Annotated in this window: 17 protein-coding genes; 7 read left to right on the top strand and 10 right to left on the bottom strand. The window is 69.2% G+C overall.

Translation table 11 applies throughout. From position 1 onward, the window contains the following. Nucleotides 1–48: 48 nt before the first annotated feature. The 5 genes from ACIBEA_RS39830 to ACIBEA_RS39810 all read right to left on the bottom strand — a co-directional run bounded on the left by ACIBEA_RS39830 (nt 49) and on the right by ACIBEA_RS39810 (nt 6,467). Nucleotides 49–615 carry a PP2C family protein-serine/threonine phosphatase gene (locus ACIBEA_RS39830; RefSeq protein WP_399268537.1) on the bottom strand — a complete coding sequence of 189 codons (567 nt, stop codon included), beginning with the start codon at nt 613–615 and terminating at the stop codon, nt 49–51. A 448-nt stretch (nt 616–1,063) separates the two neighbouring features. Continuing rightward, nucleotides 1,064–1,294, bottom strand: coding sequence for a hypothetical protein (locus tag ACIBEA_RS39825; RefSeq protein ID WP_399268535.1), 231 nt, complete (start codon nt 1,292–1,294; stop codon nt 1,064–1,066). A 638-nt stretch (nt 1,295–1,932) separates the two neighbouring features. Next, complete coding sequence (locus ACIBEA_RS39820; RefSeq protein ID WP_399268533.1) at nt 1,933–2,592, bottom strand: expansin EXLX1 family cellulose-binding protein; 660 nt, start codon at nt 2,590–2,592, stop codon at nt 1,933–1,935. Nucleotides 2,593–2,984: 392 nt separating this feature from the next. Further along, nucleotides 2,985–3,212 carry a hypothetical protein gene (locus ACIBEA_RS39815; protein WP_399268531.1) on the bottom strand — a complete coding sequence of 76 codons (228 nt, stop codon included), beginning with the start codon at nt 3,210–3,212 and terminating at the stop codon, nt 2,985–2,987. Between the two features lie 744 nt (nt 3,213–3,956). Next, nucleotides 3,957–6,467 carry a hypothetical protein gene (locus tag ACIBEA_RS39810; RefSeq protein ID WP_399268529.1) on the bottom strand — a complete coding sequence of 837 codons (2,511 nt, stop codon included), beginning with the start codon at nt 6,465–6,467 and terminating at the stop codon, nt 3,957–3,959. Between the two features lie 638 nt (nt 6,468–7,105). Here ACIBEA_RS39810 and ACIBEA_RS39805 point away from each other — a divergent pair. Next, complete coding sequence (locus ACIBEA_RS39805) at nt 7,106–7,345, top strand: hypothetical protein (RefSeq protein WP_399268528.1); 240 nt, start codon at nt 7,106–7,108, stop codon at nt 7,343–7,345. Between the two features lie 171 nt (nt 7,346–7,516). Here ACIBEA_RS39805 and ACIBEA_RS39800 read toward each other — a convergent pair whose 3' ends face one another. Then, nucleotides 7,517–8,620 (bottom strand): S8 family serine peptidase, encoded by a 1,104-nt coding sequence (locus ACIBEA_RS39800; RefSeq protein WP_399268526.1) that lies wholly within the window; start codon nt 8,618–8,620, stop codon nt 7,517–7,519. Between the two features lie 681 nt (nt 8,621–9,301). Between ACIBEA_RS39800 and ACIBEA_RS39795 the strand changes: the two genes are divergently transcribed. The 3 genes from ACIBEA_RS39795 (at nt 9,302) to ACIBEA_RS39785 (ending at nt 11,602) form a co-directional block, all read left to right on the top strand. Beyond that, on the top strand, nt 9,302–9,643 hold the full coding sequence (locus tag ACIBEA_RS39795; RefSeq protein ID WP_399268524.1) for a hypothetical protein: 342 nt from the start codon (nt 9,302–9,304) through the stop codon (nt 9,641–9,643). A gap of 270 nt (nt 9,644–9,913) precedes the next feature. Continuing rightward, on the top strand, nt 9,914–10,174 hold the full coding sequence (locus tag ACIBEA_RS39790; RefSeq protein WP_399268522.1) for a hypothetical protein: 261 nt from the start codon (nt 9,914–9,916) through the stop codon (nt 10,172–10,174). A gap of 708 nt (nt 10,175–10,882) precedes the next feature. Then, a complete protein-coding gene (locus ACIBEA_RS39785) occupies nt 10,883–11,602 on the top strand; it encodes a prepilin peptidase (RefSeq protein ID WP_399268520.1) in 720 nt (239 codons plus the stop codon). Nucleotides 11,603–11,966: 364 nt separating this feature from the next. On the opposite strand, the gene ACIBEA_RS39780 is transcribed toward ACIBEA_RS39785, so the two are convergent. The 4 genes from ACIBEA_RS39780 to ACIBEA_RS39765 form a co-directional block, all read right to left on the bottom strand. Beyond that, nucleotides 11,967–12,590, bottom strand: coding sequence for a hypothetical protein (locus ACIBEA_RS39780; RefSeq protein ID WP_399268518.1), 624 nt, complete (start codon nt 12,588–12,590; stop codon nt 11,967–11,969). A gap of 385 nt (nt 12,591–12,975) precedes the next feature. Then, the gene (locus ACIBEA_RS39775; protein ID WP_399268516.1) at nt 12,976–13,839 is read right to left on the bottom strand and encodes a WbqC family protein; all 864 of its coding nucleotides are present in this window, start codon (nt 13,837–13,839) and stop codon (nt 12,976–12,978) included. Continuing rightward, nucleotides 13,784–14,449: a YdcF family protein gene (locus tag ACIBEA_RS39770; RefSeq protein WP_399268514.1), complete on the bottom strand. Its 666-nt coding sequence runs from the start codon at nt 14,447–14,449 to the stop codon at nt 13,784–13,786. The genes ACIBEA_RS39775 and ACIBEA_RS39770 overlap by 56 nt, the downstream gene beginning before the upstream one ends. 16 nt (nt 14,450–14,465) lie before the next feature. Next, on the bottom strand, nt 14,466–15,569 hold the full coding sequence (locus ACIBEA_RS39765; RefSeq protein ID WP_399268512.1) for a helix-turn-helix domain-containing protein: 1,104 nt from the start codon (nt 15,567–15,569) through the stop codon (nt 14,466–14,468). A 155-nt stretch (nt 15,570–15,724) separates the two neighbouring features. Between ACIBEA_RS39765 and ACIBEA_RS39760 the strand changes: the two genes are divergently transcribed. From ACIBEA_RS39760 to ACIBEA_RS39750, 3 genes are all read left to right on the top strand, one after another. Continuing rightward, nucleotides 15,725–16,171, top strand: a complete 447-nt coding sequence (locus tag ACIBEA_RS39760; RefSeq protein WP_399268510.1) for a hypothetical protein — start codon at nt 15,725–15,727, stop codon at nt 16,169–16,171. Between the two features lie 333 nt (nt 16,172–16,504). Further along, nucleotides 16,505–17,749, top strand: a complete 1,245-nt coding sequence (locus ACIBEA_RS39755) for a helix-turn-helix domain-containing protein (protein ID WP_399268508.1) — start codon at nt 16,505–16,507, stop codon at nt 17,747–17,749. 80 nt (nt 17,750–17,829) lie between these two features. Then, entirely contained in the window at nt 17,830–18,447 is a 618-nt protein-coding gene (locus tag ACIBEA_RS39750) for a hypothetical protein (protein WP_399268506.1), read from the top strand. The last annotated feature ends 241 nt before the right edge of the window (nt 18,448–18,688 follow it).

Here is an 18,688-nt window from a genome sequence, read left to right as displayed (position 1 = left end):
GGGTGGCACTGGGCTGCCCGATCTGCGACAGCCCAGTGCGATGAAGGGCTACCTCAAGACGCCCGGGTCAGGCCGGGCCGGTGCAAGGACGAGGGCAGTCGCGTCGTCCCGGTATCCCTTCTCGTCGGGCTGAGCGGCGGCCACCAGCGCCTCGGCCAGGTTCTGGGGCGTGTGCTGGTTCTCCCGGACCAGCACCTCCATCACCAGGGGGTCAACCTGGTCATGGACTCCGTCGGAGGTGAGGATCACCAAGTGCCCGGCGGGGACGAGGGTCTGGTGCACGGTAGCGGGCGTAGCGTCGGCCAAGGCGATGTGCAGGCGCGACGAGTACCGCTCCGCGATCTCCGGCTCGACGCCGTACTGCAGGAGGTAGGACGTCGCGTTGTGGTCGGTGGTGTACCGGGTCAGCGTGCCGGCGTCCGGGTCCCAGCCGTACGCGCGGCAGTCTCCCTGCCAGCACACCCACGTGCCCTTGCCTTGCCTGATCTGCGCGACGACCCCGACGGCGTCCGGTGCTTCTCGGATGTCCCGGCCCGGTCCGGGGTCGCTGATCAGCAGGGGCGGAGCCGAGGAGGCCGGCCATCGCCCCCCGTAGCGCAGTGGTCCGGGCGGCAATCACCGCCAGCACCGGTACCAGGGCGTGGAGTTCGGGGCTGTGCCCCATGCCGTCGATGACCGCGGCGCCCGTGGTCATCGACGATGCGGTCCATGTGCAGAGGGCGTCCGCGGAACCGGGGTGTGTCGCCGGGCAGAATCTCCCTGAGGCCGGGACGCGTGGCGGTGCCGACAACGACGGGGATGACGGAAAGTTCTCCGGACATGCGAATCCTCCTGGCTCGGTGATCAGTAGCTGGACGGCCCGGCCGGGACCAGAGCGAGCATCCCGCACCCCAGCAGCCTGCGGCCGGGTGCGGTGTGAGCTGGGTGTGAGCTCGTGAGCGGATTATGGCCAAGCGGCGGTGGCCGTCTTCTGGGTAAATCCGGGACGGTGGTTGTTCGGTCGGGCTGCGCCCGGCGCCTTCTGTTCCGAAATGAACACCCGCTCCCAGAGGGCGGTTGCCGGTCATTGCTCGTGAGTGATGGCGTCAAGGTGGGTATCGAGCTTGGCGAGACCGGGGTGGTGGAGGATCTCCTCCGTCGAGGTCTGCCTCATCTCGTTGATGTAGGCGTCCGTTACCTCCTGCGGGCTCACCGCGAGTGTCCCGGCTACCGCCACGGTCTCGTCGGGTGTCAGTCCACGTTCCAGGGCCAGAGCCGTCAGCACTGTCACGGTGGCCCTCAGTTCCGTCTCCACGGTGTCGTACCCGGCGTCTTCGCACTGGCGCAGCAGCCACTGCCTGAACTATCTCGACCTGACGTCGCCCACGGTGGTCTCCTTCTCTCTTCATCCCGCCCGTCCGCAGGGTGCGGGCACGGGTAGGGGTACGTGCACAGCAAGAAGGCCCACCGCGGGTGGGCCCTGATGAAGCCGGATCTTGGTTCTTGCTCGGTACCGCCTCAGGCGGCTCCTCCTCGGGCCGGATCTCGGATGTCACTGCGGCCGGGCCGAGGGTGCCGGAGCTGGTGCGTCGGCTGGCTCAGCTACGTGCGTACGAAGGCCGAGTCAGTGGCGCCGTTGTGGGTTGCTCCGGGATCAACGGTTTGCCGACTGACGACTCGTGGTGGCCAGGCTCGGTACCTGTTCCATATCCCCGTCACCGCAGGTAGAGGCCAGGGTTTCAGGGAGGCCAGCCGCGAGACGCGTTCGGGGAGCGGTCACTGTGACCGCTCCCCGAACGGAAGCTCTGGTGTTGATGAGCCCGCTGTGACAGGTGCGGCGGTCGCCGCCACCACCGCGTCCCGGACTCCCCGTTGACGGCGGTCAACGGGGCCCGAAGGGCTCTGCTCCGAGGGTAGAGCCGCCGGTCTCGACCGGGGATATGGATCAGGCACTCAGTGCTGGGGGAACTGCTGTGACCCTTGGTAGGTCCCGCCGCTTTCGAACATCGGCACCTGGTCCTCGACCACAGTGTCGCCGTAGATGTCGGTCACCCGCATCCTGTACGGCGGCGAATTCACGCCGGACACAAGGAAGTAGTTGTCCTCCCGGCGGGACATAGTCTTCCAGCTGCCCTCGCTGGACACCTCGAGCTTGCTGACCGGGTACCGGCTGTTGGTCAGCTGCATGGCACCCCACCACCTGTTGGAGCCTGGCCAGGATCGGTAGGTCAGTCCTCCGGTCGGATCGGCGTCGGTGAGCTTCCAGGAGATGGGGGCTCGACCCTCCAGGGGCGACCCGATCGCCTCAAACGCCGCCAAGTCCATGTTGAGGTCGCCGGGGCCGCAACCGGCGCACTGATCGACAACCTCGACCCGGACAGTCCCCTTGGGGCCGGTCACCGCAAGATAGCCACCGCACACGAGAGAGCCGCCGAAGACTCCAGGTCCCACCCCGGCCGTGTACGTACTGGACCTGTCAGGATAGCTGCACTTCCCATACCCGCCCGGGTTCGTGTCGTAGCTGGCGAACCCGGTGTAGGTGACGTCAGGTTGCAGCGGACCGGAGTTGGGAGCGGCCGCCGTTGGGCTGGCCACGGCGAACATCGTGAACATGGCAAACGTCATGGCCGCCGCAGGTGATCTCGTCATGCCGGTACAACCTCGGGTGCCTGTCCTAGGTCACGCCGCGCCTTCCGTCCGCGGCGACTCAACGACGACGGCTGCCCAGGAGCACGACTCCACCGCCACCAGCAACCGAAGGCCGTACTGAGTGCCTGATCCATATCCCCGGTCGAGACCGGCGGCTCTACCCTCGGAGCAGAGCCCTTCGGGCCCCGTTGACCGCCGTCAACGGGGAGTCCGGGACGCGGTGGTGGCTGTCCCGTCTCGTTCGATCTTGCATGCGGACAACCTTCTGACCACAGACGATGCAAGGATCAGTGAGACGGAAAGTCAGCAACGTCTCAGATGATGTTGCCCCTCGGCAGTACTTCCACGAGGGTGTCTCACTTGACGTTGTCGGCCAGAACCATTGAAGCCGCGCTCTGTTGGTAGTGCCGACGTAGCCGCACGAGACCGATAAGGGCCCATCCGGCGTACCACAGGGTGGCAAATCCGCCGCTCAGCACCAGCGAGCCGTACGCCGCGAGCATGCCGAGAGAGGGCTGCGGGGCGTGGACATGGTGCATGAGTCGAGGGGCGAGGTAGACGAAGGTGAATGCCCCGGTAGCCACCGCCGCGAGCATGCCCATGAACCGACTTCCGACATGAGCCTTCATCGCTCGCCGCATTTGCGGCCTCCCCTGGTCTCGGCGTTGGTGCTCACGATCTTCCTCGGTCATTGGCTCCATAGCCCGATGATTGAGCAACTCATGAGCTTCGCCGGTCCACGCGGTCCGCCCGTCTCACTTGACCTTGTCTCTCGCCTGCGAATCGAAGAATGTCGGGTGCGACGCAGGCAAGACCTCGTGAGACGGGACAGTGGCGGCGACCGCCGCACCTGTCACAGCGGGCTCATCAACACCAGAGCTTCCGTTCGGGGAGCGGTCACTGTGACCGCTCCCCGAACGCGTCTCGCGGCTGGCCTCCCTGAAACCCTGGCCTCTACCTGTGGTGACGGGGATATGGAACAGGTACTCGACCCCCGGTGAGGAAGTGCATACGTTTTCAGCGGGTCCCGGTCGTTGCTTCCGTGTTCCGCCGGAGTCCGGCTTCCCGGCGGGCCGGGTATGGCGTCGGTAGCTGTCCAAGGCGTTCTGGGGGTGGGTGTGGGTGGTGACCTCCTCCGTCGTCCACACGGGGCACCACTGGCCGCCTGCAAACCTTCGTGCCGCTTCGTCGGTGACGGTCGGAGGGTTTCGTCGGTGCGCCGCCGGGAGGGCGGGGCGCGGCTGCGCCCTCGCTCTCCCCGGGCAGAGCCGGTGGTGTGGAAGGACCGGTGATGTGGGGTCGGAATCGTGCCAGGATCCAGGATCAGATCAGACGTGCCGACCCTGCGCTGCTTCCCGCAGGCCCAGCGCCAGGCGGTCGTGCATGTCGGCCAGCGTCCTGAGCTGGTCCGCGAAACAGACCCAGTCCGCGGGCGGCTGGGGCTCGGCGACGGCTGTCCCGTTCCAGACCGGGCCCGGGACGTGCAGCTCCCGCATCTTGCGGACCAGGTCGCGCTCCTCGTCGTCCATGGCGCGCATCCGCGACCACGGGCGCCTCCAATCGCCTCCGGCAGGGGTGACGAGGTCGTGCTGCAGCAGGTGTCCCATGCGCGACTGCCACCAGTCACGCTTCCGGTAGAGCTCCTGCGCGTGGTCGATACGGTCCATGTCGGCTGCCGAGATGACGCCGTTGACGGTGATGGCTTCGAGGATCTGCTGGTGGAACTCGGTCAGGCGCGGGAGCCTCCGCTTCCTCGCCGGCACCGTGAACGGCTCGAGCCCTGCCTCTTCGCGCAGGATCGCGTGCATCCCCGTCAGGCAGGCGGACTGGTGGAGCTCCCTCCACTCCTGCTCACGCTCGCGCCGGTCGGCCAGACCCAGCAGGCCCGGACAGACCTGGCACAGCCTCAGGACTGCGTCGGGTTCTTCGCTTTCGCTCCACTGCTCCCACCACTGGTGCCCTGTGGCGGGCAGGCGCCCGCAGAGCGCGCACCCCGTGCCGAGGAACGCACCTCCTTCCCTCAGTTCCTTCAGCACTTTGTAGCTGGCGTGGGGGTAGACCTCCTCGTAGTCGTCGGCGCGGCCGGACACCCCGCCCAGGCCCCGGCAGTCCTCGCACAGGGCGATCGGCGAGGACCTGCGCGGCTCGCCGGGCCGCGAGATCCGGGTGGCCGGCAACTCGCGCCGGCACCAGGAGCAACGGCCGACGGTGCCGGGCTCGGGCTTGCGGTACCGCGGCGTGGTGCGGCTGACGGTCAGGTCGCGGTCCTCCCGGAACAAGACCGTTCCCTCCTCGGCGTACGGGTGGAGCATGAACAGCCGCACGGTGGTGCCCTTGCCGGCCAGGGCGAGCCTGGTGCGCCAGTGGCCGTAGCCGACCATGTCGCGGACCAGGCCGGTCATGCCCGCGTCCCTGGCGTCGTCCTCCATCCGGGCCTCGGCCTTGGCCTGCTCGGTCTGGTCCGACAGGCGCGGAGACAGGTGGACGGCGAGGTCGACGTGCAGGAGCTGCGCGCGGCTGGGGTCGGAGTAGGGGCCGGCGGCCCGGATTTCCTTGACCCACCACAGCGAGTCGGGGTCGGCGTTGATGTCGCGTGCCGCGGTGACGACCTTGGCGGCCAGGGCGTCGGCCCTGGCGCGGCTGACCGCTTTGCGGCCGGTGCCGCGGCCGAGCTGCACACCGTCTGCTGTGATCTTCCAGCGTCCGCCGTCCCGGTCGGCGGCGGTGCCGGAACCGGGTGCGATCAGCAGCCCCTGGCCGGCCATCGCGCCGAGGTAGGCCAGAGCCTGGGGATCGTCCATCGCGAGGTGTTCGCGGACCTCGCGCAGGGTCAGGCCCCAGGTCCCGGCGCGCTTGAGGAGGTCCCTGGTCTGCCGGGTCGGGCGGCCGAGGAACGGTGCGTCGAGGTCGAGGGCCACCTCGCCGCCGCCCGTCCCGACGCCGCCGAGCGGCACCAGTGCGGGGCGGTCGGGGTGCGCCGAGGCGCGCAGCAGCGCCTCGGCGTCTTTCCGTGCCTGGTAGAGGGCGCCGCGGCGGGCACCATCGACCCGTTCGAGGTCGGGGTTCTGCACGCTGGCGGCGAGGGCCTTCGCCCGGTCGTCGGGATTGACGGGGGAGGTCTCGTCGTCGTCACCGGGCAGGCTGAGTGCGGCGATGTCGGGCAACATCAGCGCGAAGTGGTCCCGGCCGTCGTACGCGCTCAGCCAGGGCAGGTCCCGCAGGCCGGCGCTGCGCGGGTGCACGCTGGTGACGTCGACGTTGATCCACTCGGGTTCGGCGAACGGCGCGCCGGGCCGGGCCCACAGGATGCGGACCTGCGTCCAGCCCCTGTCGCCGAGGTACTGCTGGGCCTGGCGGACGGCGTGAGCGGCGTGGTCCGACGGGATCCAGTGGCCAAGCTCCCAGCAGTGGTCCGCATCGGCGCACCGGGCTCCGGCGCGGTCGATCAGGAACTTCGCCATGTCCTGGCGCAGCCGGTCGCGGACTGCGGCCACGTAGTGGTTCGCCGGAGCGGTGCTGCCCAGAGTCCCGGCGTCCGGCCATGTCACCGCCGCTCCGTCCCATAGCGGGAAGGCCGGCGAAGCGACGGGGGCGGCCTCGCTGACCCTCTGGGTGATGCGCGCGGCTTTGCGGGCGGCCGGCTGGGGTCCGGTCGGGGCGGAGAGGATCCGGACGGCCTCCGCACGGCCGGCCGCGTCCAGCACGGCTGGGAGAAGGCCCTTCTCAGCGGCGTCGACTACGCGCTCCAGGGAACGCTGGTACCCCATCCGCGTCTCGGCGTTGAGAGCCCTGGCGATGTCCTGGCGGTTGCTGATGTTCGTGCTGTTCTTCGGCGACACGACGGCTCCTGCACATTCCGGCCCGGGCCGTCCCACCACGACCGGCGCCGGAGTGCATACAGGGCGGTCAAAGAAAGGCGGGAGCGCCAACGGTCACCACTGCATCACGCTCCCAGCGGCAGCTGGATTCACCACAGCCCGGAGGTGGGTCCGGACACGGCACGCCCGGTGAGAGACGCAGCCCCGATCCTATCGCCCGCCCGGCCGCCAGAAGGCGTAGTCCAGCACGTTGTGCACCGACGGAACGCTGCGAGCAGTGGCCATTCAACCCACTACCGGGAGCGTCTCCCGTGCTGTCGGAGATCCGTTCCCGCTGGACCGAGTGCCCGATTCATTGATCGGTGCGCCTCGATGACGTTTCGTCGGTGCCGCTTCGGGAGTTCCGTCGGTGCACCCTTAACGCCCCGGCCGTATCCCGACTCTTGACCCCACCCCCGGGCGTGGTGGTGGCCCCCGGAGATCAGGGAGTCTCACCCGGCCCAGTCCCACCACAGGGGATCGGTCGCCCGGGATTCGTAGTGGGCGCGCCCGCCGGGGCCGTAGAGACCGTTCTCGGCGATCCCTGCACGCGGGAACGAAGAAGAACGGACGGCCCATCCCCGCCCGACGCAGAGCAGACTCGACGACCGCGGCATGCGGTGGCGGGTCTCCCCCGCCGGTCCATCACCACCGACGAAGCCGCCGTCCTGCACACCCTGGCCCGCGAAGATCTCGCCCGCGCGATCCTCGACCTTCAGGAAGACGGCGCCACCCAGGCCGGCATGGCCGAGGCCCTCGGTGTAAACCGCAGCTGGCTCAACATGAAGATCAGCGGCTTCCGCGCCACCGGCCGCTGGCCCCAGCGCACCCACCCCGCCTCCGGAAGTGACCCCCGATGAGCCCGGATCTGCACGGCCGCGCCCCCACCGGACTCCGCCATCATGATCACGCTAAAGAAGCGGCCCGCCGACACCTAGGGAGAAGCCGCTGCACCGGCTCGCTCAGCATGGAGCGGTCCGGGGAGCCGACCACGGGCGCTCGCCGCTGGCCGGGCGGCGAGCCCGGACAGGTCACCGGCGACGGCGCTTGACGATCACGGTGGTACCGAGGCCGAGGCCCACGGCGACGACGGCGCCGAGTGCAAGCCACTGCCAGGGCAGGCCCGGTTCTGCGGCCGCGGCCGCCGCCGCAGCTTCCGCTGGCGCATCAGCTGTCTGGCTGGGGGTCGGGGTATTCGTGGGGGCCGGGGCCAGGGGGTCGACGTCAGGTGCCCCCGGGGCTCCCTCGCGATCGAGTAGCACTTTGCGGGGGCGGGCGACTCCGTAGCCGATCCAATCGTTGCGCTTGACGCCGTCGGTGGGGGCGCCAGCGGTCTGGATGAGGACGCGGGCCACCTGGGGCGCGGTCCAGTCGGGGTGGGCCGACCATACGAGTGCGGCGGAGGCGGATGCCAGGGCGGTGGCGTACGAGGTGCCCCCGTCAGCCACGCACCAGCCGGAATTCTCCGGGCAGCGGATCCGGGTCTTGCTGCCGTATGCGGCCAGGTCCGTGTCCGGCCCGTGGGAGGACAACTTCAGCGGCATCCCCGCCTCGTCGATGGCCCCTACGCCGATGACTCCCGGAACCAGGGCGATGAGGTTGGTCGCATTGTTGCCCTCCCCGGCATTGCCCATGGCAGCGAAGACGAGTGCCCCCTTGCTCTGGGCGTACTGGACAGCCGACTTGAGCTCTTCGAAGGCGTAGTAGTCGCCCCAGCTCAAGTTGATGATCTTGGCGCCGTTGTCGGCCGCATACCGGATCCCCTCGGCGCCCTCGCCGCCTGCGGCAAAGCCCTGGGCCGTGCCGAGGCTGGTTCTTACGGGCATGATTTTGGCGCCGGGAGCCAGACCCTTGGGGGCGCCTCCTGTGCCGTCGCCGACGATCGCCGCGGTCATGGTGGTCCCGTGCCCGTCGACGTCGTCGTGCGGCGAGTATTTCGTGTCCGGCTTCCCGGCCGGCGGTGACATGACCGACACGCCTGGAAGGACGGACTCACTTGGCACGCCCGGGACTTCCTTGAAGCCGCTGTCGACGACGGCCACCGTGATGCCCCGGCCGTCTGCGACCTTCCACATCTCCTGGGCCTTCATGCGCGTGAGGTAGTCCGGCGGGTCCGTGTCGGCTGCCGCAGGCATCACCGATCCTGCGCTAACTGCCAGCGCTGCGACGGTGACGCCCGCTGCCCTCCGCCACGATCCTCGTCGCACGGTGCCCTGCATTCCTGCCCCCTTGTGGTAGGTGCGCTGCAATCTCGCGCGGACCTACCTCATCACACGGGCCGCCGACCCCTGTGGGCGGCCGTGCCGTTCCGGTCCGGCCGCGGGCGCCCCAGCCGACCCCAAGGCCACACAAGCCCCGCAGAACGCTCGGCAGTCCCGGTGACCGGGAATCCCACCCAGACGCGCCGCGTACGGGGTGCACACCAGGAGCAGAGCACGGGACCGTCCCCGCGCGTACGGGGTTGCACGGCCGGTACCACGGCCGCATCTCCACCGGACGCTGGCACCCGGTGACAGCGGGCGCTCCTGGCCGTTAGGCAGGTCAACTGCGACAACGAAGTTACGACCATGCCCACCAGCATCCTGTGCCGGGCCGACGGGACAGATCCGAAGCCATGATCCACCTCGCGATGATCAACCTCATGACCCGCAGACTCACCGCCGAATCCACTCCCACGTGGCGTGGAGCGTGAACCGCATCGAACCCGGCAATCCGGGATGGAACAACAGAATGAAGCGCCCTCTGAGTACGTGCGCTCCCAGACCTGAGTATCCGAGCAGCTGCGCGACGCCGTGGCTCCCCGGTTGGGTGGAGGCATGAACTCATCCCCCTCCCTCGACGGCACGCTCCCGACCCGGACGGAACGGGATGACCGCACCCGGCTGTGGGCCGCCCTCGCGGCCCTCCTGTTCGTGCCCGGGATGCTGACGGCCGGTGCGCTCACCCTGGCATCGGAGTCGGCCTCGCGGTGCGTAACGTACGGAGAGCGGCGTACCCCTGGGCTGCCGGCATGGTTGTTCGAATGGGGTGTCGGCGTCGGGGTCGTAGCGCTCGTGGTCGCCCTGGCCGCGCCCGCGGTCCGGGTACGGCAGGTGGCGGTCGCCGTCCAGGTTCTCGGCGAGTGCACGGCACTGTTGGTCATCCTCAGCCACGCGTGACCGCCTTACGCGCGGGAGCCTTGCGCCGATGACGGTCTCGCGCACGGGGTCCGTCGACCGCTGAGGCGCGGATCGCGTAGGAGGCCTACCGCATCGCTCCTCCGGCGTTCTCCCGTTCCTGGGCACCCCGGCCGCGGAGGTAGCGCCCGGCAGCCGACGCACTTCCTGACCGACACTCTGCTTCTAACCGACTTCTTCTGCAAGGGAGTTGACTTGTCACGAGACTAGGCCAATCCTGTGAGAGGTTGCACTTCTCACGATGGAGGGTCCGTGTCGGAGACCGAAGGAACACCTCGCGTACTTCGCATCAGCTTCGAGTTCCACGTCCCTCGTACGTTGAAGGGCGTCAACATCCGCGGCGTCGACGTAGACAAGGCGCTGAACACGATGGCCGACCGCATCATCGGGTTGGCCGAGAGCCTGTTCCCCTGGTCCGACAGGGTGATGGTCCGCAAGGAGTGGCTCTACAACTGGACTGACCACACCGAGACTTTTGATCTCCCGCCGACTGGTAAGAACACCCCGAAGTAGGGCGCTGAACGGCGTCCCGGGGCCCCTCCGCTCATGGACGGGCCTCGGTGGCGACCGGGCACCCATTCCGCCCTGCCTCTCCAGTCCAGTCCGAGTGACCGACCGGATAGGGCAGGGGGACGTCGTCGCCTTCCGCTTCAGGCGGCGAGGAACGCGCCTTCCGCATCGCCGGCGCCCTACGCGACGGATACGGCAGCTGGATCCCCGACAGCGAGCAGTCCCTGGCCGAGCTGGAGAAGATGGCGTCCTGGCTGCGCTGGAGTCCGCTGCGCCTGGACGTGCTGTGCGGCCGCGGCACCGGAGCCCGGTGGGCGAGTTTGTTCGGCACGCTGGGGTCCGTCGACGCCACGGGCACCACATTCAACCCCGGCGGCCGCCACTGCCGCCGTACGTGCCCACGCACCGGATCGCCGCTCTGACCGGCGCCCGGAACTGGGGACACGGACACCAGAGCCCGGTGCTGGGGCAGCCCTACGAGCCGCTCCCCACGCCGGCCGACCCGCCAGCGCCCCCACGGGGAGGCCTGCGCGCTGTTCCGGCGCCGGACGGGACATGGTGACGACTCCACCACCTGGGCAGCACCCGGCGGAGTTCCGCCCACTCACCAGCGGAGTCCGAAGGCCCCGGCCTGGAGCGAGGACCAATTCGTTAGGGTCGAACGACCGGCCACGACACACCCTGGCCGGGCCGTGTGCAAGGAGAACCCTCATGTCCGCCCTCAGCGTCGTCGCCCTGTCCGCCGGCATCGGGGCCCTGGTCGGCACCGCAGCACGCCCCTTGGTCTTCGCCCGGTCGGTCCCCACCCCCGCCTTCTCCCGCAGCAGCTGCCCGCACTGCGACAGCGAACTTCTCAGCCGGACCCGCCCCTTGCCGCTCTCCGGGCGATGCCCAGACTGCCGGAAGCGGATCGGACCTCCCGCGCTCGCGGCGGAGGTCACGGGCGCCGCGATGTTCGCCGCGATCGCGCTGGGCGGCGCCAGCGGATGGTTCGCCGCCGCCCAGTACTGGCTTGCCGCATGCGGGATAGCTCTCGCACTGGTAGACCTCGCCGTTCAACGCCTTCCCGACGTCCTCACCCTCCCGGCATGTGCCGGAACGCTCCTCCTGCTGACCGGGGCCACCCTGGCCGGAGAGCCCGGCAGCCTCGGCCGGGCCGCCGCCGCAGCCGCCGTCGTCACCGCCGTCTTCATCCTCTTGGCATTCATCGCGAACATGGGCCTGGGCGACGTGAAACTCGCCCCGGCCACCGGCGCACTCCTGGGCTGGCACAGCTGGACGAGCCTGTGGTGGGGCACCGTCGCCGGGTTCCTCATCGGCGCGGTGTGCGCGACGGCACTCCTCGCGGCAGGACGAGACCGCCGCGCCCAGGTCGCCTTCGGCCCCTTCATGATCATCGGTGCGCTCGCAGTCTCCGTCGCGACCGCCTGAGCAGCCTGCGTGCCGTACCGCCTCGGCGGCCACGTGACCGGAGAACAGCGGAGCCCCGACAGCTGCCTCCAGGATGGACCTGCCGGAATGTGCCCGGTGGCCGTACTTCAGGACCCACCGGGCCACGTCGTCGTCCAGGTCCTTCATGCCGCCGCGGCGGGCGTCGAAGAGGGCCACGTTGATGAGGTACTACGCCATGCTGAGCCCGTCGCGCAGAGCCGGGTCGTGGGGCCCCGGCCGAGCCCAGTCCGGGATACCCGAAAGCTCGGCGGCCAGAGGCTGGACCTCCAAGACCCAACTGGCCGTGGCCTCGCTCATCCTTTGCCCCCTTCACCGCGAAGAAGCGCCCGTGCTGCCGCGCCATCTACACCTCCGGAGCCGTCAACACGCCCGCCCGGAAACGCACCGCGACCTCGGGCGTCTTGCAGTGCCGGACGGCCCAGAACCACCGGGCCTCTGGGTCCCCGCCCTCCGCGTCGTCGTCAGGATCCTGCAGCAATCCTCCGGTCGAGCCGTACTCCAGGAGCCGGGCCGTTTCCGCCGGCGAGACCCCCGCGTCGGCGCAACGGGCGGCGAACCACTTGCCGAAGGCACGTCCGTGCTGTTCGAGCTCCGCGTCGGTTAGCGCCTGGAGCCGGTACGGCCGGTTCGCGCGGAGCTGTCGCCAGCAGGCGGCGAACCGCTCAAGTTGGCGCTCGGTCTCGGTGTACCGGCTCGCCAGGAACATAGCCACGCCGTCGGGCAAACCCTCGGGCGCAATGCCCAAGGCAAAGCGCTCAAGGAGCTTGCGTACCTCGCCGGGTGTGTGCCAGCGCCGTTCGAGGATCGCGTCGAAGTCCTTGCCGTGCTTGGCGCGACCACACTCGAACGTCCACTCGGCGACCTGGCGGCCGGCGAGCCACCGGCCCCGTTCATCCAACGACGGCCAAGTACCGTCGGCAGTCTGGAGGCGTACGGTCAGGGCCTGCTCGTCGAGCCAGTCGGTCATGTGGTGCTCTCCCTCGGGATTGGCTGCGTCCCCCGGATTGACGCGGGGGTGCCCCGGGCGATGGGGCCGAAATCCTCGCGGACAGGGGTAGGGGCACACGGAGGCGGCCCCATATCCCCCAAGCGGGGGCCAATCCCCGCAGCGGGCGGGGAGCAAGGCCGGAGGTTTCACGGCCGCCGTCCACGCTACCCCACAGCTCAGACAGACGGGGGAACCCCGAGGGATGGCCGGAGAGTTGAGGCGGCGGGAGGCCTTCGGCTCGAGCCCCCGGTTCGTACGCCCGCGGCCGCACAGCGCAGAGTTCAGAGCGTGCTCAGGTTCTTCTCTGCGGCCTTGGGGTCGGGGACCTCGACGAGGCGTCCGGCGCCGCATTCGATGGATTCGTTCAGCGGGGTGATTCTGGACCTAGCAGCGTGTCGACCGGGAGCCCGCACCCTGACCGTTGTGTCCTCCGCTCTTCCGAATTGGCCTCCCATGCGATCTGGGCGCCCGATAGGGCCCGAAGCTGGTCGGCCAAGGCGGCTGGGCCGAGAGATGCCAAGGCCCACAGAGCAGTGAGCTGGCGACCGGAGGGCCAGATACCAGTCCTTGGTGCCAGGAACGGGATGACGACGATCCCCTCGGCAGCGAAGGGGCTCTCGTCCATGTAGCTCATGCCGCCGGTCCCGCACAGATACTGGCGGGCGCCGACGGCGGCGGTGAGGTCGGCAAGCCGCTGGGACCGGCCAGGCCGGGCGGGAAGCGCGCTGCTACGAAAAATCTGGCCCTTCCAGCCCAGCAGGTCTAGCAGGCTACGTGTGGAGGTCTCGGCGACGGACGCGGTCCGCCCGGTGTCGAACGCGGCTGAGACCGGATTCAGGGCCTGCGCGAGGGTAGCCCAGTACGGGCTGGCTCCGTAGTGCTGTCGCAGCATCGACTCGGTCCGGTGCCGGGCGAGGTTGGCATCGACGATCAGGGCCTCGCTGATGACTGTCTGGCGTCCATAGGGCAGGTGGGTGGGGATGGAGAGCCACTGCGTCCGTTCGCGGTCGTTCAAGGCGGCCAGCCGGGTGCGGTGCTGGTAGTCGCGGCGGGTGAACTGGACGTCGTCGAGGACAATCCAGGTGTCCGCCGCGAACAGCTTGGCCAGCGTCGTCAACCGGGGAAACAGGTTCGGCTGATGGATGGCACATAGCCCGCCTGGCGCCGGGAAATCAGGAGATGAGGCGGCTGGTGAAGCCGTCGCGGATGAGGGACTCGTACGCGTCATGCACGTCCTCCGGGACATCCTGGGCGATGGCGAACCCGTTCTTCGGATACTCGATCACCCGCTGGAGATCACCGACGAGCATGTCGAGGACGAGCTTCTCGTCGCCGATGCTCTTGAGGTAGTCGTCCAGCTCGAGCGGCTCTGAGGCACAGATGATCTCGACCTCGGGCCACAGCTTGCGGGCGGTGGCGAACGATCGCCTCTCCATATACGGCTTGGAGACCAGCAGGACGGTCTTCGGGGTGATGCCGTTCGCGGCCAGGAGTTCGCGACTGAGGGTGATGTTCTGGCCGGTGTTGGCGGCGTTCGGCTCGACGAGGATCGCGTCGTCGGGGACGCCGAGTTCGAGGGCGTGCTCGTGGAAGTGGACGGCCTCGCCGCGGGGGAACCGGGCTCGGGTGGTGGGGCTGTTGCCGCCCGTGAACACGAGGACCGGGAACAGGCCGGCGCGATACAGGTCGGCGGAAGCTGCGGCGACGCCGAGGTCGTGGCTGCCCAGGCCGATGGCGACGTCCACCGGGGCCAGATCGTGGCCCATCTGGTGGTAGTCCCAGATCAGCTTGGCCTTGCGCCACTGGTCCTCGGTGATCGTCTGCTGGTTGTCCGTCACGCGTTCTTCTCCCTGGTCACCGTCGTCGGGGGCGGTTGGCCCCCTCGCTCATGGCCCTGATGTCCTCAATGCTGCTCAGCTGGTGGCTGAGGCCGAACTGCCCGGCCAGCTTCGCCGCTTCGTCGAGGACGTGAAGGCCATCATCGCGGGTGGCGGGATCCGATAGCAGGATGTGGCCGTGGGCGGTTTCCAGGCGGACCCGCTGCATCGGAGCGTCCGTGGCGGCCGTGCTGCGGGCGATTCCGATGAAGTGCAGAGCCGAGGTCAGGTCGCCAGCGCCGCGGTGGGCGAGGGCGAGTTTTTGGTGGGCCACCGACCAGTCCTCGGGCTCGGAGAGGTCTTCGAACTCCCGGGTCGCGGCGAGCATCACGCGGGAGGCGTAGCTGTGGTTGCCGTCCTTGCTCAGGGCAGTTCCTACCCACAGCCGGGCCCGGGCTCGGTCGCGCCGTGAGAGGCGGTCGTCGACGGCGAGGGACTCGTACTGCTGGGCGGCGATCTCAAGCATTCCCGACATCTCAGCGATGACTGCGAGGGACAGGTCGAGCTGGGCGATCCGGCGGGGGATGTCTAGCTGTCCGAACAGCGACTTGGCCAAGGCGTAGGAGTGCTGGGCCGATAGCGGGCCGATCACGGCCCCCCGGTCGCGTTGGAGGTCGCCCAGCAGGGCGGTTGAGCGGGCGAAGAGGTAGAGGCCCTTGTCATCGAGCGTGGTCGGCTTGAACCGTCCGAGCCAGCGGTGGATCAGGCTGTCAGCGAAGGTGAAGTCCTGCCGGGAGAGGGCCACCACAGCCCGGTCGAGATCGTCGGTCCACGATTCGTACTCCCAGGCCAGCGGCCCGCTCGTCGTCACGCTGCGGGAACTGGCGGCAGGCGTGGTTCGGCCGGCTTCGGACAGGAACGTCTCGAAGCGGAGGTGGGCGGCGGTATCCGCGCGAGCCAAAGCGGTATCCAAGATCGCCTGGGTGTCTTGGCGGGGCTCGGTCGCGGCCAGGAGCTTCTCCCACTTGGAGATCGTCCTGATGCTGACGCCGAGGTGGTCGGCGAATGATCGGACGCTCAGCCGCAGTGCGAATCTCAGGGCTCGGGCCTCCAGGCCGGTCCAGTGGTGCACGGTCGCCACACGTCGCTCCCTTCCTGCCGCCATCGAAGCACGGTCTGCACCAGCGGGGGGACGCAAGTGCAACGGAAGTACAACAGGCGTCCATTTCCGTAGGGGCGAACCAGGTCCAGGCTGAGAAGTGCCACCAGCCGACTGACCTTGGGATGGACACCGGGATGGAACCCCTTACCGAGCATCGCGGCGTCAGCGGTCCAGTCGTCTATGGCTACTTGCGGCTGGTCCGGGTCTCCCCGGCCCGCCAGGTGGCCCTGAGCGAGGCTCTGGCCGAGTACTGCCGCCAGCACGAGCTGAGGCTCTCAGGGGTGTTCACCGACCGGGAAGCCGGCAGCGGGCCGTCGGCGGCGTTCACCGGCCTGATCGATGTCCTGGAACTGCCCGACACCTACGGCGTCGTCTTGCCTGCCGCCTCCCACCTGGGCCCCAGGGGGATAGCTGCACTGAAGCAGGCTCGGATCGCGGCGGTCGGCGCCCGGCTGCTACTGGTTCGAGGCCCCGGGAAGCGCCGCCCGGACGGCCACAGGGCGGCCGGGCCGGGGCCAGCGCCAGTGCGCCGCCGCTTCGGCCCTGTTCCCAACACCGAGCACCGGGGGGTGAAGCAGTGATGCCTGACCAGAAGCAGAGCTTCTTCGGTCTGCGGCCCGAGCCGGTCGGTTTGGTGCGCGAGTCCGCCATCACGGCATCGATCTCCTGGGGCCTTCAGGGTGCTGGCCAGGACTTCCAGCGCCCTCCCGGTCGCAGAGGTCGTACGGGTCTCCCGGGCCAGATCCAGCCCACCGACCAGTTGGCGGTCGAGCGCCCCGAGATGCGCCTCGGCACCTGTGAAACCGTCCGTACGGCGAACGACTCCGCGGGCGTCCTTAGTCCGCGACGCCGTTTGAACACCGTTGCGCTGAACGGTGGGTACCGTTCTGAGTGTCGAAGTCAGAACGGAGTCCATGATGCACGAGCAGTCTCAACTACACATCGGGCGAAGGGTTCGCTTCGCCCGGATCGCGGCAGGTCTGACACAGATCGAGCTGGCCGACCGCATCGGGCGGTCGTTCCGGTGGATCGAGGAGGTCGAGGCCGGCCGGATGAGTCTGGACCGCTACTCGGTGATCTCGGCAGTTGCCGAGGTATGCGAGGTGGATGTGGTCTGGTTGCTGGGGCAGCCGTACCGTCTCAGCCGCGAGGGCGGCTCAGCCGTTCACGCGTTCGTCCCCGCGTTGCGCGCGGTGTTGCGGCGTTCAGGGTTGATCCTTTCCGGTCATCCGGGTCTGGCGCCGACGACTTCGCTTCCGGAGCAAGGGCGGATGAGGGCACAGGCGACGTCCTTGAACCGCGCACGGCAGGGTGCGTCGCTGACCGATGCGGCCGCTGTGCTCCCGGGGCTGCTGGAGGAAGTGAACGCGGCGCTGCTGGTGCACGACACCGGGCCGGAGAGGCACGCGATTCTCGCGCTGATGGTCGATGCGGCACGGAACGCACGTCAGACCCTGAACCAGCTGGGCTACCCGGATCTGGCGTGGGTGGCGGCGGAGGTCGCGGCTGGTGCTGCGCGAGAGCTGGACGATCCGGTGAGCAAGGCTGCCGTCGCCTGGGACCGGTGTGGAGCGATGCTGCACCAGGGGTCCTTGCTGGAGACGAAGGCCATCGCGGATGCCGCCCTGCGAGACCTGGAGCCGGTGGCGGAGGCAGGCGCCGAGCAGGCTCTCGCGCTTCAGGGCGCGCTCGTACTGCGGTATGTCATCGCGTGCGCCCGTTCCGGGCAGGCCCAGGAAGCCTGGGTGCACACCTCCCGTGCGCTGGAGATTTCGAGCCGGCTGCCGGATGGGTTCGCCGATCTGCGTCATCACACGGTCTTCGGGCGGGCCAACGTCCAGGTGCACGCGGCCGAGGTCGGGGTGGAGATCGAGGAGCCCCAGGCGGGCCTGACGTTCGTCAGGGACGTGGATGTCGCGGCAGTGCCCTCGCGCGAACGCCTGACGCACTACCGAATCGACGAAGCCCGGGCGCTGCGGCAGCTGGGCAAGTCCGCCGAGGCCGTGGTGACGCTCAAGCGTGCCGCGTCCCACGCGCCGCTGTACGTGTACAGCCATCCGATGGCACGGGCCTTGGTGGAGGACCTGGTGCGCACCGGTGTTCCCACGCAGGCAGCGGCCCTGTCCGGCCTCGTCCGCAGCATGGCCTTGGTGGCCTAACTCCACGCTGGCATATGCCAGTTGGTGGGTTTCAAAAATATTGTGGGTCGCCCCCCCGAACGCCCGCCACGCTCGTTGCCATGCAGGTCAACAAGGACCGGTCGACCGGTCATGAGGATGCGGCCGTGCCCCCGGCCTTGCACGGGCGGAACACCCGGGCGTGCGCGGTCGCGTACACGGGCGTATTCGGGTGGGCCGTCACCGCAGGGCATCGCTACAGGCGTGGTGGCGGGTGTACTTGCGCAGACACCTCGTGCGGCTGGCCGGGGGCTCATCCCGAGCGGGAGCCGGTCGCCGCGTTGCCCGCGCACCGGGTGGGTGAGGTCTTCGACGGCCGGCCTGGTGCGGGAGTCATCTGCGACTGCGCGCTGTTCGACGCCGTGATCCTGCCCTATGAGTCGGGCCTGCTCGTAATGGAGGAGCTCGAGCGGGTGGCTGTCCGGGCGCCCTGCATGGTGGGGGACCACACCACTGCCACCATCCTGGCCTTGCCCGGAACGGGACTCGCGATGGCCGGAATGTGTGCCGAGGTCCGAAGCGGCACGGGCGACTGGATCGCCCTGCCGCCCACGAAGAACCTGCGTTGGGACACACCGCCCACCCACCCACTTGACCTGCCCGACGCGGCCGTCATCCGAGCGGCGCTCGAGGCTGCGCTGGGCCGCGTGCGGCCCAGCGCAGACCACGGCCTGCCGTAGGCCGACCGACGGCCTCGCTGCCGTCCCCGCCGTCCGCGGACCTTGTGCGCGGTGCAGAGCCCTGCCCGAAAGAGTCCCTTGCTGACGTGGAGCCGTGATGACCAAGATCTCAGACCCATCACCAGCGAACAGGCCGGCCTGCCTCCGCGTGGCAGACACGCGGGCGGGGAGGCGTACGAAACGCTCGTCACCAGCGCGTCTCCCGGACCCCGCGACGGGTCCGGGCTCGCTCGTGCGGTCC

This window comes from Streptomyces sp. NPDC051555, assembly GCF_044454405.1.
In the GTDB taxonomy this organism is placed as follows: domain Bacteria; phylum Actinomycetota; class Actinomycetes; order Streptomycetales; family Streptomycetaceae; genus Streptomyces.
This window is presented reverse-complemented; position numbering and strand designations above follow the sequence as displayed.